Source organism: Carboxylicivirga mesophila, assembly GCF_018271975.1.
GTDB lineage: Bacteria > Bacteroidota > Bacteroidia > Bacteroidales > Marinilabiliaceae > Carboxylicivirga > Carboxylicivirga mesophila.
On sequence record NZ_JAGUCN010000006.1, the window covers coordinates 214,931 to 232,717 of the forward strand.

13 protein-coding genes are annotated in these 17,787 nt (G+C 42.1%); 6 read left to right on the forward strand and 7 right to left on the reverse strand.

Annotated elements, in window-relative coordinates; all coding sequences use genetic code 11:
* Window positions 1-5: 5 nt before the first annotated feature.
* Window positions 6-638, reverse strand: coding sequence for a hypothetical protein (locus KEM09_RS07560; RefSeq protein WP_212227285.1), 633 nt, complete (start codon window positions 636-638; stop codon window positions 6-8).
* A 17-nt stretch (window positions 639-655) separates the two neighbouring features.
* Window positions 656-2,737, reverse strand: coding sequence for a TonB-dependent receptor plug domain-containing protein (locus KEM09_RS07565; RefSeq protein WP_212227287.1), 2,082 nt, complete (start codon window positions 2,735-2,737; stop codon window positions 656-658).
* Between the two features lie 261 nt (window positions 2,738-2,998).
* Between KEM09_RS07565 and KEM09_RS07570 the strand changes: the two genes are divergently transcribed.
* Entirely contained in the window at window positions 2,999-3,808 is an 810-nt protein-coding gene (locus KEM09_RS07570; protein WP_212227289.1) for an SDR family oxidoreductase, read from the forward strand.
* 132 nt (window positions 3,809-3,940) lie between these two features.
* Here the strand turns inward: KEM09_RS07570 and KEM09_RS07575 are convergent, their stop codons facing one another.
* Window positions 3,941-5,548, reverse strand: a complete 1,608-nt coding sequence (locus tag KEM09_RS07575; protein ID WP_212227291.1) for a dipeptidase — start codon at window positions 5,546-5,548, stop codon at window positions 3,941-3,943.
* 145 nt (window positions 5,549-5,693) lie between these two features.
* Here KEM09_RS07575 and KEM09_RS07580 point away from each other — a divergent pair, with 145 nt between their 5' ends.
* The 3 genes from KEM09_RS07580 to mnmL all read left to right on the forward strand — a co-directional run bounded on the left by KEM09_RS07580 (window position 5,694) and on the right by mnmL (window position 8,991).
* On the forward strand, window positions 5,694-6,836 hold the full coding sequence (locus KEM09_RS07580; protein ID WP_212227293.1) for a hypothetical protein: 1,143 nt from the start codon (window positions 5,694-5,696) through the stop codon (window positions 6,834-6,836).
* A gap of 10 nt (window positions 6,837-6,846) precedes the next feature.
* The gene (locus KEM09_RS07585; RefSeq protein ID WP_212227295.1) at window positions 6,847-7,932 is read left to right on the forward strand and encodes a lactonase family protein; all 1,086 of its coding nucleotides are present in this window, start codon (window positions 6,847-6,849) and stop codon (window positions 7,930-7,932) included.
* Window positions 7,933-8,052: 120 nt separating this feature from the next.
* The gene (mnmL, locus tag KEM09_RS07590) at window positions 8,053-8,991 is read left to right on the forward strand and encodes a tRNA modification radical SAM protein MnmL/YtqA (protein ID WP_212227297.1); all 939 of its coding nucleotides are present in this window, start codon (window positions 8,053-8,055) and stop codon (window positions 8,989-8,991) included.
* Between the two features lie 20 nt (window positions 8,992-9,011).
* On the opposite strand, the gene KEM09_RS07595 is transcribed toward mnmL, so the two are convergent.
* From KEM09_RS07595 to pflB, 4 genes are all read right to left on the reverse strand, one after another.
* Window positions 9,012-10,166 carry an FAD synthase family protein gene (locus tag KEM09_RS07595; protein WP_212227299.1) on the reverse strand — a complete coding sequence of 385 codons (1,155 nt, stop codon included), beginning with the start codon at window positions 10,164-10,166 and terminating at the stop codon, window positions 9,012-9,014.
* Window positions 10,167-10,306: 140 nt separating this feature from the next.
* A complete protein-coding gene (locus KEM09_RS07600) occupies window positions 10,307-11,089 on the reverse strand; it encodes a formate/nitrite transporter family protein (RefSeq protein ID WP_212227301.1) in 783 nt (260 codons plus the stop codon).
* A gap of 38 nt (window positions 11,090-11,127) precedes the next feature.
* Window positions 11,128-11,853 carry a pyruvate formate-lyase-activating protein gene (gene pflA, locus KEM09_RS07605; RefSeq protein ID WP_212227303.1) on the reverse strand — a complete coding sequence of 242 codons (726 nt, stop codon included), beginning with the start codon at window positions 11,851-11,853 and terminating at the stop codon, window positions 11,128-11,130.
* Between the two features lie 85 nt (window positions 11,854-11,938).
* Entirely contained in the window at window positions 11,939-14,170 is a 2,232-nt protein-coding gene (gene pflB / locus KEM09_RS07610) for a formate C-acetyltransferase (RefSeq protein WP_212227305.1), read from the reverse strand.
* A gap of 451 nt (window positions 14,171-14,621) precedes the next feature.
* Here pflB and KEM09_RS07615 point away from each other — a divergent pair, with 451 nt between their 5' ends.
* Together KEM09_RS07615 and KEM09_RS07620 are read left to right on the forward strand one after the other, a co-directional pair.
* Entirely contained in the window at window positions 14,622-16,787 is a 2,166-nt protein-coding gene (locus KEM09_RS07615; protein ID WP_212227307.1) for a S9 family peptidase, read from the forward strand.
* A 266-nt stretch (window positions 16,788-17,053) separates the two neighbouring features.
* Window positions 17,054-17,560 (forward strand): hypothetical protein, encoded by a 507-nt coding sequence (locus KEM09_RS07620; protein WP_212227309.1) that lies wholly within the window; start codon window positions 17,054-17,056, stop codon window positions 17,558-17,560.
* The last annotated feature ends 227 nt before the right edge of the window (window positions 17,561-17,787 follow it).

The window sequence follows — 17,787 nt, forward strand, 5'->3', positions numbered from 1 at the left end:
AAGCTTTATTCGCTGGCAAGACATTTGTCCAGCATCACCTTGTTATGAATTGATCCCCAGGTTGGCCAAAGCTGGTTTGGATGTTTGCAACTGGCAAATAGTTCTGCTGCTTTTTCGTATAGTGGCTGTGCTTTTTCTTTGCCACCACCAAACATTTTTGGTGTATGGTAAATGTTGTTGGCTTTGCAATAGTATATGCGGGGATTAGCGGCATTGAGCTGTTCTGCTTTGGCCAGTGCTTCATTCGACAGGCTTGAGTATTTGTAGCCACGCATGGGATTAGTTATTCGTAATGAGTAAACCAGGGCTTGTAAGGCATAAACCTCCGATTCGTCACTTTTGCTGCTGACAAGCTGTTTTAGTGCCAGTTGTGCTTTATCGAGTTGTAAGTCAATAGAGTCGGCATCTGTGATAAAATGAGTTGAGCGGGCATAGGCATAGGCTACGTAATAGAGTGGTAGCCATTCATCCTTTTCCACATCGGCAATTCGCTGAAAGCCGGCGGCAATTTGATTGATCATACTAATATCTGTTGTTTGATAAAGCTGTGTGATGTTCTGCTGCATGATGGTCTCGTAGTCGTTTGCTTGCATCCATTGCGTTAGGCATAATGCAAAAATGAGTGTTAGTGTTTTCATAGTGAAATGATTTAATATTAGTTGTTTATTGAAATGAATATCCCTAAGAACAGGAACTGCTTAATGTCTGGTAAAAGAGGTATTTGATAGCTATCTCCGCTATTGTCTGGGGACGAAACTGTTCGATAGCCCACCAAATGGTTTCTGCCCAGCACGTTAGAAAATGAAAAATGGACAATGGTTTGATGGTCACCCAGGGTTGTGAGATAGCTTAAGTTCATACTCAGGTCATTGTATACAGGTGCTTTTTGATTCATAAATGTCGCATCGCCGTTGCGATGGTATGGGCGGCCGGAGGCCACTGTCCAGGTGGCGCCAAGCTGTGTGTTGATAGCACCCAGGAAATATTTTCCCACGGCCGAAAAGGTATGTTCTGCTATAAAGGATGGCGTTGCAGGGTTGGGATAATCCATATAGTGACGCTGGGTGTCAATGTATGAATAGGAAAACCAATAGTCTGTTCGTTTCAGTGTTTGTTTATCTCTGTAAAAAATATCGATGCCTTTAGCAAAGCCATTGCCTTTATTGGCCAGTTTCTGGAACTGATAATCTGTAAGTGAGTTGTAGCTTATGAGTTGTTGGTAGTTTTTATAATAAGCTTCAACACGAAACAGACGTTTTGTAAGAGAGCCTGTCTGGTAACCAATTAGATAATGTGTGGCTTTTTCAAACTGTAGTGATGATGAGTATTTCAGATAATCATTCTGAGGACTCTGGAAATAATGTCCCCATGCAGCTGTCAGTAAGCTGTTTTTGCCAGTTTTACAAGCCACTGCAAAGCGGGGCGACAGACTCGATTGGTTCAGATAGCTTGAGTACTCATACCGCAGGCCCGGCCGCAATGCCAGTTGAGCTGAAAGGTGTATCTCTGATTCAATGAACAAAGCTGCTAGATGGTCCCTGATATTGGTGCTGTATTCTGTATCTGGCAGCGTGTTGCTGTAATCTTGCTGATAGTAAGTGAAGGCATCAGCCACTCCGTATTTTAAATCTATACCTTCTGATAGTGGCTGATGAATACTCAGGCGTACTTCCGTATAAACCTCTGTATTTAATGTGCGATTAGAACTGGCCAATTCACGCTTTCTGTTGATGGTTGTGGCAAGGCCTGATTTAAGGCAACTTGCAGATGAAATGGGTGTGACATAGCTGATATTAATGTATCCGTTACCACCTTCTGAGTCGATGTTGACCTTATTACTGCCCACCAAAGTATTGAATTCCTGAACGCCAAAGTCAAAGGTTGAGAAGCATTTAAACATGGCACCATTCGCTTTTTTCTGTCGATGCATCAGATTGACATTACCTGCTTCTGCAGGTTTAATCCAATCAAGGCGGTTATTAGTCATGTTGAAGTAGGGAGCAAGGTTGGTGTAACTTAAACCCAATGAGGTTGAGCGATTGGGAGCTACCCATGTTTTGGAAGCCTCGAGGCCGATGGACATAAGTGATAGACTGGTTATCTCTTCTACCGCTATGTCATTTGATTCCAGAATAAGTATGGAAGAAAGAGCTTGTCCGTATTCGGCTGAATAACCGCCTGTACTGAACACGGTTCCTCTAAATAAGCTGGGAGCAAAACGGCCACGGGTGGGTAGATCAGGTACTTTGGAGTAGTAGGGTTTTGCAGCCAGTAGTCCATCCACAAATACTTTTGTTTCAGAAGCCTCGCCACCACGCACCAGCAGTCGTCCGTCGTCAGTAGCAGGCTGGGTACCCGGCAGTGTTTTAAGAGCACCATTAATGTCACCCAATGAACCCGCTGTTGTGTAGATATCAAGAGGTTCAAGCACGGTTGCCCGTTTTTTGTCGCCAGCACTAAAAGTTCCGGCAGTAATAGTAACAGCATTCAGGCTGGTAACACTCTCTTTTAGTACGATGGTTAAAAAACGGTTGTGTGGCGGCAATAGTTCTTTGGTCTTATAGCCGATATAGCTTATAACCAATATAGCTTCAGGATGATTCGTCACTATTTCGAATTCGCCTGCAGTATTGGTAATTGTACCATCATAGGTGCCTTTTAATGTAATGTTTACGCCGATGAGGGGTGAGTTATCACTACCAACGACAATGCCCTTGATTGTAGGTTCACTTCGCATGTGCTGGGTGATACTAACTAGGACGAGAAGAACTGTATAAATTACTTTGCTTACCATTGATTGTTTGCATTTAATTGACAGTTCAAAAGTGCAGATACCAATACAGCTACTAAATTTTAAGATGACGAGCTGTTGAAATACTGTGACCAGTTGTTGAAAGGTGCAGGATGGCACAGTTGATTTTTAAATCATTTATAAATCGTTAATTTCACAGCTTGATTGAGGCAGTGCGGTTCATCTGCTTGAATAATAAAATACGATATGAAGAATAAAGTCATTATAATTACAGGTGCTTCGTCGGGTATTGGTTTAGCTTGTGCCAGGGAGTTTGCACAACGGGGCGCTAAGCTGGCGCTGGCAGCTCGCAGTGCCGAAAAACTTGTGGAGATTGAGCATGAACTGAAGACCAATGGCACCGAAGTTATTTCAGTCAAAACCGATGTCAGTGTACAGGAAGATTGCAGGCATTTAATTAGTGAAACGCTGAAAGCATTCGGACGCATTGATGTGTTGGTCAATAATGCAGGTATTTCCATGCGGGCAGCTTTTTTGGATGTTGATTTAGAGGTGCTGAAACAGCTAATGGATGTTAACTTTTGGGGGACAGTATATTGCACAAAGTATGCTTTGCCTTCGTTATTGGAGAGTAAGGGTTCTGTGGTAGGCGTTTCTTCTATTGCCGGATTTATTGGCTTGCCTGGCCGCACCGGTTATTCGGCATCCAAGTTTGCCATGCACGGATTCCTTGAAACCATTCGCGTTGAGAACCTGAAAAAAGGACTGCATGTATTGATTGCGGCACCCGGTTTTACGGCTTCCAATGTGCGCAAGGCGGCACTAACAGCTGATGGCAGCAACCAGGGAGAAACTCCTCGCAAAGAAGAAAAGATGATGAGTGCTGAAGAAGTGGCCATGCACATGGCTAAGGCTATTATTAAGCGCAAGCGTACGCTCATTCTGACCTTTGTTGAAGGTAAACTAACCGTTTTTCTGAAGAAATTTGTGCCCGGATTGTTGGATAAATTGTCCTATAATCACATGGCCAAAGAACCGGATAGTCCGATAAAGTAAAGAGGTATTATAAAGTGAAAACAGAATAGTCTTAGTTTGGCTTTGGAGGGGTCAAATTATGATCTAGTTAGATTAAAGTCATAAAAAAATCCCCGCAGAATGACGCTGCGGGGATTTCTTTGTGCTGTTTTATTAGAAGCCTAAGCCAAATTTAGCCCAGTATTTCTCTTCCAGTTCTTTCCAACGCAACATGGTTGCTCCGGTAAAATCTTTGGTGTATCGGTTCAATAGATTTTGTGCTTTTTCTTTTTCACCCGCTTCAATGAGTTGATTAACGCGCGCTTCCAATTCTTTGGTTTCGGTCAGCCCTTTTTCTTCAAAATAGGCAATTTCCTTGTTCATCCCTTCTTTAGTGCTTTGCCACTCCAGTGTCGCCAGTTTGTTGGCTTTGCGGTATTGCCAGGTAGCGGCATCATCCCGGTAGCGTTTCTGTCCGCAAAAGTTGAAGCTTTCGGGTAATTCGGTGGCTCCGCTGTAGATGGGTATACGAGGTGATTGTGCCGGATTGTCGAAGCTGAACCAGGCAATACCACCAATTTCATCGGGTAGCCAATCGCGTAGCTGAATAATCTCTGAATAAGAACACCATGAAACTGCAACTGTTCTTTGAAACTCAACTGTTTCTTCTTTTAACGCATTGTATAGGTTTCGTTCGTTACGTCCCATCCATGGATTGGCAATAGGTGATTTAAGCGTATCTACGCCAATTTCTTCTTTTTTATCGTTGTATTTCTTTTTTGTTACCAGTAGGTTTTGTGTCATGTCATACTCTGTTCCTTCGTATGTTTCGCGGTACAAAGCCATTACATCCTGGACTGACACTTTTTTATCTGGCTTCACTGAGAAAGGCAGTTCATCTGCTTCAAAATCGAGGTTCAGCGAAGGTGCCAGGGCGTTCAAAATGAAATACTCACGAATCATAAACGGTTTCTCAACATCGCCATAGGCTTTCCAGAATTTAAAGGGCTCTTTACCATCCCAGCGACCCAGCTTCTTTGCTGCTGAGAAAACATTTTTAGAAGCCATAAAATGGTCTTTATCTTTGAGGTTGATTTCGCCAATGCGCGATATATTGGCCGATACACCCACGTGACCATCCGGAATGCGCTGTGCAGCCCATATGCCGCCAATGTTATCCGGACCTTCGCCAACAATCTCCAGTTGCCACACTTCCTTTTTATCAGCAATGGTAATGCATTCGCCCCAGTCGCCGTAGCCATATTCTTCAATCAGCTCACCAATCAGTTTAATGGCATCGCGGGCAGTTGAGCAGCGTTCCAGCGCAATGCGTTCCAACTCTTCGATCAAAAACATACCATCTTCATTCACCAGCTCTTTAGGTCCTACAAAGGTGGTTTCGCCAATGGCCAACTGTTTCTCATTCAGGCATGGATAAGCGGTATTCAGGAAACTGTATGTTTGTTTTGCCTGTGGAATTGTGCCGGCTACTTTAACCTTACGCATATCCCAAGGTGTTTCAGTTTTTAATTTTCCTTTAAAAATAGGTGTTGTGGTATCATTTTTGAATTGCTGGCCCTGCTCAATAGTCAGCCAGGTGCGATAGCGTCCATCGCAGGTGTGTGAAGTAATTACCGAACCATCGGCGGAAGCGCCTTTGCTGACCATGATACTGGTGCAGGTTTCGCCAAAATAGGGATCGTTAACCTGGTCAAAAATACTTTGTGCAAAAGTGGCTATTGCGCAGATTAAAAGGAGGAAAGCAGTGAGATGTCTTTTCATGAGCATTATTTATTATAGTGTTATTTGATGCTAAAATAGTAAAAGCCAAATACTAACTGGCTAACAAACATCATGTGAAAGCATTTAAACAGCGATTTAATTAATTGTTTATCTTTAACTATCAACTTAAAGGCTACAGTACGCCATGAAAACTAAAATCATAGCAAGTTTGCTGCTAATTACAGTATTAAGCAGCTGTTCATTATTGAAATTCCAACCTCAGTTTGGTACCGAAGCATTATCAAAACAAGATTTGAATACACGAATGGCTGTGCGTTCTTATTATAAATCATTTACAGGACAGGTCATTCAGGCGGCTGATTCGATTGTTGCTTCCACAGAAGAGCCAAGCATAAAAGCCGAAGCTATTAAGTGGAAGGGAGCGGCTACTTCGGCGTGTGCCCGCACTGCTTTTCAAAGTGATGCTGAAATAGCATTGGTGGATACCTGGTTACTGGCAAAGCAAATGGATGCTTATCTGCAAGCGAGAGGAACAGTACATTTTGGTGAATTGAGTCCAATAGCTGAAGCATGTGCCAATGAGCTCGTGAGTGAAATACAGCAAATGGCCAAACGCAGCAATGATAAAAAACATTACGAAGAGCTACTGAGTTTTGTCGAAGCCTATCCGCTGACTTCAGAATTATACGAATGGCAATTTTCTAAGTTCGATACGCGGCCGCTCTTAATTGAGCACCTGCAAATACCGGATTCACTATACACCTCTACCATTGGTACCGGGGCCGAGGTGATGAATGATTTTACTGACAGGATGAGTGTTTACAATGAGCAGATTCAGTCGCAGCTTGCCTGGGAAAAGGACTTGATTTTGTTGACATTGGAAAATGATAGTTTGGCTGAACCCTATTTAGCGCGTATTGATTCACTGTCTCAAATGCTTAATCGTTTGGCTATAGTGGCACAAGAATCACCTGAGATGATGGGCATAATAGCCGTTCGTATGCGCGAAGAGTTAACACCCGTCCTTCACGATTTTAACACGGGTATGCGCACGAGTATTTACGAGCTATCACAAGAGCGGCAACATCTGCAGAAATACCTGGATGAACAGCGCGTATTGTTGCGCGATGATATTCAGCAGTCGGGAAAAGTACTTATTAAGGAAACAACTGATAACCTTATTCGTTTTATTCGCAGAATATCCAGGCTGATAGTATTTGTGGTAATTGTGTTGGTAACCGTTATCTTTGGTTTACCATTTACATTGGGTTATCTGCTGGCTAAGGCCAGGTTTAAGTCGCGACAATCGACCAAAAAAGACGAATAAGTTAATTATAATGAAAAGAAATCTGTTATTTATTGCAGCCATGGGGCTGGTACTGATGGCTTGTACATCAAAGAAAGAATTGAAGCACTATCCATTTTATTTGGGAACCTATACCGATGGGGCCAGTGAAGGTATTTATCATGGCATACTAAAAAGTGATGGTTCATTTGATACGCTAAAGCTGGCGGCAAAGGCTGAGAATCCCTCATTTCTCTGTTTTGCCAATAAGCAAAAGACGCTTGTGGCCGTTAATGAACTTGATGTTGAAGGCACAGGAGCCGTTGAAAGTTATGCTGTTAGGATGGATGGTTTGGAAAAGCTGTCAACTTCGGAAAGTGGCGGCGCACATCCTTGTCATGTTTCAGGCAATGATAAGGGCGATATACTGGTTGCCAACTATTCAGGTGGCAATATTGGATATCTCACAATTGAACAGAGTGGTAAGTTGAGCCCTTTAAAAGCAGTGGCTCAGCATTATGGTAAAGGAGTAACGGAACGCCAGGCAAGTCCTCATGCTCATTCTATCTGGTTTATAGATAATGAGCATGCCGTAGCTGTTGACCTGGGGATAGATCAATTAATTTTTTATCAGCTTATTCAGGGTGAACTTCTAAAAAGCGATAGTCTTAAACTGGACAATGGAGCAGGGCCGAGACACCTTGCTATTCATCCGCAAAAGGAGCAAATGTATGTCATTAACGAGCTTAATAGTACCATTACAGTGGTTGGGAAGGTTTCAGGCTCCTGGCAGGTACTCGGATCGATATCTACTTTACCAACCGACTTCACCGGTGACAGCTATTGTGCCGACATCCATATTTCTGGTGATGGTCGGTTTATTTATGCATCCAACAGAGGGCATAACTCATTGGCCATATTTAAAATAGTCGGTCAGCAATTGGAATTGATTGGGCACGAATCGGTAAGAGGAGACTGGCCACGTAATTTCGCCTTAACACCTGATGGCGAGTTGCTGGTGGTGGCTAATCAACGATCTAATAACCTGGTGGCTTTTAAACGCAACAGAGAAACCGGTTTGTTGTCATACGTGAGTGAGCAAAAGGCTGAGATGCCTGTATGTGTGTTGTTTGAGTAAGTTATAATAAAGAGATTATAGAAAGAGGAAAGTAGTGCTGTTTGAGGCTGCTTTCCTCTTTGTTTTTAGGACCTTCATTAACTTATTATCTGTATCTTTGTCGCCCAAAATATACAGGAGATGCAATACGATTGGGGAACCAGCAAGCGCTACAACGACTATAGTTCATACATTAAACGAACCTTTGGAGAGCGGGTACAAAAAGTTTCGGTTAATGCAGGTTTTACTTGTCCCAACCGAGATGGTTCAAAAGGAACGGGTGGATGTGCGTTCTGTAACAACAGCACATTTAATCCATCGTATTGCGGACCGGAATTGAGTATTGTTGAGCAGATAGATAAGGGCATCTCTTTCTTTCGGCCGAAATATCAAACGCAGCAATACCTGGCCTATTTTCAGGCATACAGCAATACCTATGGTGAAACAGCCTATCTGTTGGAACAATATAAGCAGGCACTCAATCATCCAAAAGTTACGGGTATTGTGTTGGGCACGCGGCCTGACTGTGTATCTGATGATTTATTGGCTGCTTTGAAAGAGTGGCGCAAGGATTATTATATTGCGATTGAACTGGGTGCAGAATCCACCTCTGATGAGACATTACTTCAGATTAACCGGGGACACGGTTACGCCGAAACAGTTGATGCCGCAAAACGTATTGCCGGGGCTGGTATTCCAGTAGGTATGCACTTAATACTGGGTTTGCCGGGTGAGAACCGCGAGCAGTTGCTTCAGCATGCGCGTGAAGTAAGTCAGCTGCCAATTAGCTTTCTAAAGTTGCATCAGTTGCAAATTGTTAAGGGAAGTTCGTTTGCTAAAATATATGAAACCACACCTGACTTCTTCAGGCTTTATACAGCTGAGGAGTTTATTGATTTGGTGGTTGATTTTTTGGAGATAATGCATCCGCGCATTGTAATGGAGCGTTTTATTAGTCAGGCACCTCACGATTTACTAATTGCTCCGCGCTGGGGGCTCAAAAATTTTGAGTTTGTTGCCAAAGTAGAAAAGCGTTTGGCTGAAAAAGATAGCTGGCAGGGAAAGTATTTCCAGCTGTAGCACTTTCCCTGTGTTAGTGTTTATATGCCTGAGTTTCTGCGTCTGATCTTAATGCGCATGGCGCCATCAATTGGCTTTTCGGATACCAATATCAGGTAACCGCCACCCCCGGCACCTGCCAGTTTCCAGGCCAGTGCATCTTTTTTATAGGGCTCAATGGCAGCCGCCACCTCTTCATCAATCATGGCAGGAAACATGGTTGTTTGCGCTTTAAATGATTTAAGAAATGCTTGTGAAAAACCTTTCAGGTCTTTCGCCATAATAGCTTGCCATGCCTCTTCAGCGGCTATGGCTAATGATTTTACATTTTCTTCGTTAATATATGTTTCCTTTAAAAGGTCCAGTCCGTTTTTGCGTGGCCAAAGCAAAACCATATAAATATGTTCTTCAAGCCAGTTGAGGATATCTTCATCGTGAACAGACTCAAAGGATTTAGGCCAGTATGCTGCATCGTAATAGTGGCGAACCAGTCCGGGCATGCAAATGCCAATGGCATCCTGTGCGCCAGAAATGAGTTGCGATCCAGGCGAGTTTTCGTACTTAAATAGTATTTCGGCCAGCTTTTCGGGTTTCTCCAAAGGTAAAAAATAAGGCCATATTTTTTTGGCCGCATTGCGCGTTGATGTGGACATGCCGCAGCGTTCGTTGTATTCAATAATGGGTTCAAGCGACAGGGTGATGGCCCAGCCAGGATGAAATTTAGAAACATATGGCTGGTCAATCCAGGTGCCGGCTAAATCAATGCGATAGGGAAGCAGGCAATTATCCGATGTTCTGATGTCAGTTGTAGAACGTTTAGGCAAGCCATCTTCCGGAATACGCTTCAGTACCTTTAATTCGGTGCCAATCTCTCTGCAAAGCTTCTCTTTGGCGGGCGAAAAGCCATCTTCATTCACCACAAAATAATCGGGTTTCAATTGCTTCACTTCTTCTTCAAAATCCATTATGCCACCTCCGGAGTTCACAAAGGCTTCTTTAACAAATTTAAGCGCCTTAATCATGTATAATCTTTCTTCCTCGCAGTTGATGGTTTCACGGCCTTTCAGTACTCTGATAGTTCTGTCAGAACCAATTCCAACATGTAAATCACCATATTTGGCAGCCTCTTTGAAAAAGGCTACATGCCCACTGTGTAACATGTCAAAACAACCGGAAACAAACACTTTTTTGCTCATTTGATATATGCTTAATTAAGGATTTGAAAGCCAAATATAATGGAATGTGTGGGAAGTGAAGAATGCTTTTGCCCGAAATACAAAAAAAAAGAGCACCCAAACGGATGCTCTCTTTAGATTTGAAAGTTAAGCCACTAAAATTATTTCTTTTCGTAAACGAACCAATAGACTGTTCCTACCAATAAAGCACCACCAATAATGTTGCCAATGGTAACCGGAATCAGGTTGTCGATAAGGAATGAAAACCAGCTTACATCAGCCCCGTAAAAAATGGCTGTTGGGATAAAAAACATATTGGCCACACTGTGTTCGAAGCCCATAGCTACAAAGGCCATTATTGGGAACCAGATGCCCAGTATTTTACCCGATAAATCTTTTGCCGCATAGGCCAGCCACATGGCCAAAGCCACCATCCAGTTACAGGCTATACCTTTGACAAGTGCCTTAAGGAATGGTGCAGCAGTTTTGTATTCGCCAATATGTACTGTGCTTGAAAGCCATGGATCTTTGCCAAAAATATCGGTATAATAGGCAAACAGGAAGGCTACTATTAATGAACCAATAAAGTTGCCGGCATAAACAATACCCCAATTTTTAAATATGGTTTTTAATTGACGGTTTCCCGATAGCAGGCCCGGAATAAAATAAGCTGTATTGCCGGTAAAAAGGTCGGCCCCGGCAATGGCGCATAATATAAGCCCCAGGGGGAAAACAGCTCCAAACAGAAACTTTTGTATACCCGGATTGCTGGCACTTAGTCCGGGTAAACCGCCTCCAATAACAATGGCTAATAAACCACCCATGGCAATATAGCCACCCGCCAGCAACGCTAAAACAAATGTTTTTGGTACGCTGGTATTGGCTTTAGCTTCAGCCACTTTATTAACTTGCTCTACTATTTCTTTTGATGAATAATAGTTCATTCTTTCACTTTTTTAAGGGTTGAATATCAGTGGCAGGATTAGTTAATAACAACTTCTTTAAAATAGGTCGTCAGGATGTTATAAGCTTCATCCAGTTGTTCTGGCGTATTGGCTTTAACTCCTTTTAGCTTATACTCCCAGCCAAGGTGCTCATATTTGTGTGCACCAAGTTCGTGGTAAGGCTGTATTTCCAACTTCTCAATGTTGTTATATGCCTGAAAGTGTTTGCCAAGTTGGTGAAGGTGCTCTGTATTATTGCTATAACCCGGAACCAGAACATACCTCAGCCAAACAGGCTTGTTGATTTCCTGAAGGTAATCGACAAAAGCCAGTGTCTTGGCATTGCTTTTTCCAGTTAATAATTGATGTTGGGCTTCGTTAATGTGTTTAATATCGAGCAACACAATGTCAACATATTCCATCACCGCCTTAACATCATCATTAAGAATACTGCCGTTGGTATCGATGCACACATGGAAGCCTTCTTGTTTGAGTGTTTTTACGACAGGAAGTAATTGTTTGGCCTGCACCAGCGGTTCGCCTCCCGAAAAGGTAAGGCCACCTTTTTTGCCAAAGAAGGGCTTTTGGTTTTTGGCCATATTTACAATTTCCTCCACTGAGGTTGCGGTACCACCCTTTAGTTCAATGGTATCGGCATTGGCACAATACAGGCATTTAAAATTACAGCCCTGCAGAAACACCACCAGACGAATTCCCGGTCCGTCGTAGGTGCCTAATGATTCAAATGAATGTACTCGTAACATAAGTATCTAGTTAAGAGTCAGAAGCCAGAAGGCAGAAGGATGACATGCACCTTCTGCCTTAATTCTTCTGCCTGTATATCTGTTATTACATATTGCTGTGGAAGCTACGTGAGATAACCTCTAACTGCTGCTCGCGAGTCAGGCGAACGAAGTTCACGGCATATCCTGATACACGAATGGTTAACTGTGGGTACTCTCCAGGATTTTCCATGGCATCTTCCAATAGTTCACGATTCAGAACGTTTACGTTCAAGTGGTGAGCCTCTTTTGAGAAGTAAGCATCCATCATGGTTACCAGATTATCAGTGCGTGTTTCGGCATCGGCACCCAATGACTTAGGAATAATGCTGAAAGTATTTGAAATACCATCAAGTGCATTCTTATAGTCCAATTTAGCTACAGAGTTCAAAGAAGCAATTGCACCGTTCTTGTCACGTCCGTGCATTGGGTTGGCTCCGGGAGCAAATGGTACACCTTGCGCACGTCCGTCAGGAGTTGCACCTGTTTTCAATCCATATACCACGTTTGATGTAATGGTAAGGATTGACATGGTAGGCTCGGCGTTTTTGTATGTGGCCAAACCACATAGCAACTGGTTGAAGTGGTTTGAAATATCAACCGCCAGGTTATCTACGCGATCATCATCGTTACCGTAGCAAGGGAATTCACCTTCAATTTTAAAGTCTGTTGACAAGCCGTCTTCGTTACGAACAACCGTTACTTTAGCATGTTTGATAGCCGATAATGAGTCAGCCACAATCGATAAACCTGCCATACCATAAGCCAAATTCACTTTAGGGTTGGTGTCAACAAAAGCCATTTGCGCTTTTTCGTAGTAGTATTTATCGTGCATGTAGTGAATGATGTTCATCGACTCGTTGTAAACACGAGCCACATCTTTCATAGCCAATTTGTAGTTAGCCATTACCTCCTCAAAGTCAAGTACTTCACTCTTCAAGGCAGGGATGCCTTCTACAATGGTCTTACCGCTCATCTCACAACGTCCACCGTTTATGGCTAATAGTAATGTTTTAGCCAGGTTGGTTCGTGCACCAAAGAACTGGATGTGCTTACCAATTTCCTGGAATGATACACAACAAGCGATACCGTAGTCATCAGAGTTACGTGTGTTGGTCATCAAATCGTCATTCTCATACTGGATAGAAGACGTATCGATTGATACCTGAGCACAAAACTTCTTGAAGTTTTCAGGTAAATCTTGTGACCAAAGAACTGTCATGTTTGGCTCTGGTGAAGGGCCTAAGTTGTAAAGTGTTTGTAAGAAACGGTATGAAGTTTTAGTGATCTTATGACGGCCATCCATCAGTTTACCACCAATAGCTTCAGTTACCCAGGTTGGGTCGCCTGCAAAAATTTCATTGTAAGCATTCATGCGTAGGTGACGAACAACGCGTAGTTTCATCACAAACTGGTCGATAAATTCCTGAGCCAGTTCCTCAGTGATGTTGCCGTTTGCCAAATCGTACTCCATGTAAATGTCAAGGAAAGACGATACGTTACCTAATGACATGGCGGCACCATCCTGCTCTTTTACAGCCGACAGGTAGGCCATGTACACCCACTGAACAGCTTCTTGTGCAGATTCTGCCGGACGAGAAAGATCTAAACCATATTTAGCACCTAATTCTTTAATGTGCACTAATGCTTTGATTTGCTCAGCCACTTCTTCACGTAAGCGAATTTTATCATCGCTCATTGGGCCAACTAAGCCAGCAAGATCCGCCTTTTTAGCAGCCACCAAGCGGTCGATACCATAAAGCGCTAAACGGCGGTAGTCACCGATAATACGTCCACGTGCATAGTTATCGGGCAAACCCGTTAAGAATCCTAATGAACGGTATTTACGAATCTCATCAGTATAAACATCAAAAACACCATCGTTGTGTGTTTTTGCGTAATTGCGGAAAATATCTTTAACACGGTCAGATACTTCTAAACCTTGTTCACTACAAGCTTTCTCAACTACTGCAATACCACCATAAGGTTTCATGGCACGTTTTAGTAGTTCATCAGTCTGTAATCCTACGATTAGCTCAAGGTCTTTTTGGATGTATCCTGCTTCGTGTGATGTGATGGTTGAAATCGTTTCAGTATCGATTGAACGAACACCGTTGTTTGCCCGCTCTTCTTTGATTGCATCCAAGCAGATTTCCCAAAGCTTCTTGGTTCTGTCGGTTGGTCCACACAAGAAAGAGCTATCTCCTTCATAAGGTGTGATGTTTTTCTGAACAAAATCTCTAACGTTTACCTGTTCGTTCCAATTTCCTTTAACGAACACTTCATTAATTTTACCCATAATTTGCCTGTTAACCTGTACTAATTATTGTTTGTGCGTATAATGCTTAATTGAGGCGACAAAGAAACATTGTTTTGATGTCTTGTGCAATCCTCATTATTAGGGTAAAAGGAGAGTGTTTGGTCTGAAATTAGTTCTGTCAAGAAGTATTAATTATAGAATATGTAGATTAAATATTCGAATATAAATTGTAATGTCCACATTACAAATGAGATTTAAGAGTGTAATATGCGAGAGTCATTATGTGGAAATTTCGAAAACCCTGCTTGATAATTCCAGTTGTGAAAAGATGTAAATTCTAAAATTTATATATTTTTAACATTTAAGAGTTGATGGAAGAACATAAAGTCGGACTTCTTTCTTCTAAAGTTGTTGAAAGAAAACATAGAAAATCGTTTCATGAAGTATCATTATATATACCTTTATAACAGTTTAACCCAATATTAAAACTATGAATAAACTTATTTATCTGGTAGGCATTGTTTTGTTTGTTGCCTGCAATACTCAATCAAAGAAAACATCATTAGTACCGGGCGACCTGCCTGATGCACCGGTTGCTTCAAAAAAAGACTCTGTGTTAATGATGCACGGACATTCGAGGGTTGATCCTTATTTCTGGATGCGATTAACGGATGAGCAAAAAAATGCGGAATCGCCCGACCTGCAAACTCAAAGTGTGCTTGATTATCTGAATGCTGAAAATGCCTATACAAAGGCAGTGATGAAAAACACGGAAGCATTGCAGGAAAAGTTGTTTGATGAAATTGTAGGGCGAATTAAGAAGGACGATGAGTCGGTGCCTTATTATTCCAATGGTTACTGGTATTACTCCAAATACGAAGATGGTAAAGAATATCGTATTCATTGCCGCAAGAAAGGAACAATGGAGGCGCCAGAAGAAGTGTTTTTTAATGAAAACGAAAGGGCAGAAGGACAAGCTTACTATGCACTTGGCAGCTTAAGTGTAAGTCAGGATAATAAGCTGCTGGCATTTGCCGAGGACTTTGTAAGTCGTCGTATTTATACCATCCGTTTTAAAAATCTGGAGACAGGTGAAATATTATCCGATGAGCTGTCTAATGCGCAGGCTGGTGGTGCCTGGGCCAATGATAACCAGACATATTTCTATACGACTAAGAACAAAGTTTCTTTATTAAGTGAGAAAATCTGGCGTCATAAGCTTGGTAACCCAGTTGAGCAGGACGTGATGGTTTATCACGAGACAGATCCTTCATTTTATATTGGAGTAGGCAAAACCAAGTCTGATAAATACATTGTTATAGGTGAAAGCTCAACCTTGGTTAGTGATTACCATATACTGGATGCCAACACCCCGGAAGGGGAGTTTAAGCCCTTTACGCCACGTACTGATAATCATGAATATAGTATTGAGCATTTTCAGAATAAGTGGTTTGTATTAACCAATTCTGAAGCAACGAATTTCCGTTTAATGGAAACATCGGTTGATGCCACAGAAATGAGTAACTGGAAAGAACTTATTCCTCATCGCGAGGATGTGCTGCTGGATGGAATAGAAGTGTTTAAAGAACACCTGGTGGTGAGTGAACGTAAAGATGCCCTGACGCATTTGCGCATTATTAATCAATCGACCAGTGAAGAACACTATATTGATTTTGGTGAAGAGGTTTATGTGGCTTATATCTCAACCAATCCTGAATTTGATACCAATTTTCTGCGTTTTGGCTATAGTTCGATGACTACACCGGTATCGACCATTGATTACAATATGGATACCAAAGAAAAGGATGTGAAAAAGGTGCAGGAAGTTGTAGGAGGCCACAATCCTGATGCGTATGTTACAGAGCGATTGTGGGCAACTGCGCGTGATGGAGCAAAGGTACCCATGTCTGTGGTTTATAAAAAAGGTATTCAGAAGGATGGGAATGCTCCGTTACTGTTATACGCTTATGGCTCATACGGCGCTACAATGGACCCCTGGTTTAGTTCTACTCGTTTGAGCCTACTTGATCGTGGCTTTATTTATGTGGTGGCGCATATTCGAGGCAGTCAGGCTATGGGACGCCAATGGTACGACGATGGTAAGATGCTGAATAAAATCAACACGTTTAACGATTACATCGATTGTAGCAAATACCTTATCGAAAAGAATTATACCTCACCTGAGCACTTGTATGCTATGGGTGGAAGTGCCGGTGGATTGCTCATGGGAGCTGTGGCAAATATGGCACCTGAGTTGTATAATGGTACGATTGCAGCCGTACCTTTCGTTGATGTGGTGTCAACCATGCTGGATGAAACCATACCACTAACAACTAATGAGTTTGACGAGTGGGGGAATCCTAAGAATAAGGAATACTACGATTATATGCTTAGCTATTCGCCCTATGATAACGTGGAGGCAAAAGCGTATCCGAACATGCTGATAACAACCGGCTTGTTTGATTCGCAAGTACAATACTGGGAGCCGGCCAAGTGGTGCGCCAAACTGCGCGACAAGAAAACAGGTGACAATATATTATTGATGCACACGAATATGGAAGCTGGGCACGGTGGTGCATCGGGACGCTTTAAGCGTTATCGCGAAACAGCATTGGATTATGCGTTTATGATGATGCTTGAAGGCATTGATGAGTAAATACACTTCGTTGATACATCTGACCCGCCGGTATATACTGGCGGGTTTTTTTATTTATGAATGATGGAGTGGTATTTAGTAAGGCTTTATCAAGGGATTGTGTTGTTAAATGTAAATTTATAAATGCCACTCTGTTAGTTAGATATGGTGGTTGTGTTGAGTTTGTGTTAATAAGTGTTAAGGTTTTGGCATGGCGTTTGTTTTGTTATGCATAACAAAAATGACATTCTGGCCTGAATGATTGTCTAACTTTAAAATTAGAAGTCATGAAACGATTACATATATTATCCGCCATACTGATTTTTGCTTTGTCTGCTATTAGTCTGTCAATTAGTGCGCAAGGTAATAGTTCGCATAGTCGCAAGAATAAATGCAACAGCAATGATTACAGGGAACACTCAAATGCCAGGCATCATAAAAGAGTTTCGCATAATGATACCCATTCTTATCATCACCATAATGAACATCCGCACAGGTATGAGCGTAATGATTGCAGGGAGGATTATGGATATAGCGACAGATATGCTCGTCAGCATAAACACTATCACAAGCCAAAACACAAACGTGTTGAAAGAAGTTACGTGAGATGCTTACCTAATCGTTATTATACCAAGGTGTATGTTGGTGGTGTAGCCTATTATCACTGCGATGGTCAGTTGTATACTTATCACAGGGGGTGTGGATATCAATTGGTTGATATTCATTGTCACACTGTTAGGCACTTGCCACAACATTGTGATACTCGTATGTATGATGGAAGACGATATTATTAACCTGAGTTCGATGTGAAATTTTGAACTCAGAACGCTTACAAATAGTTAGTTTCAAGTGTATATTGACGAAAGAATAGCGGGCTATTTTGAGTCGATTACACGAAGAAAATTGCTGTTTGTAAGCGGGATTGCCAAGCTTTGAATAAATAACTGATTTACTGCTTCAAATTTTATCGCAATAGTTCACTATTCCTCTAAAATTATTCATTGTAAATCAGCTCTTTATT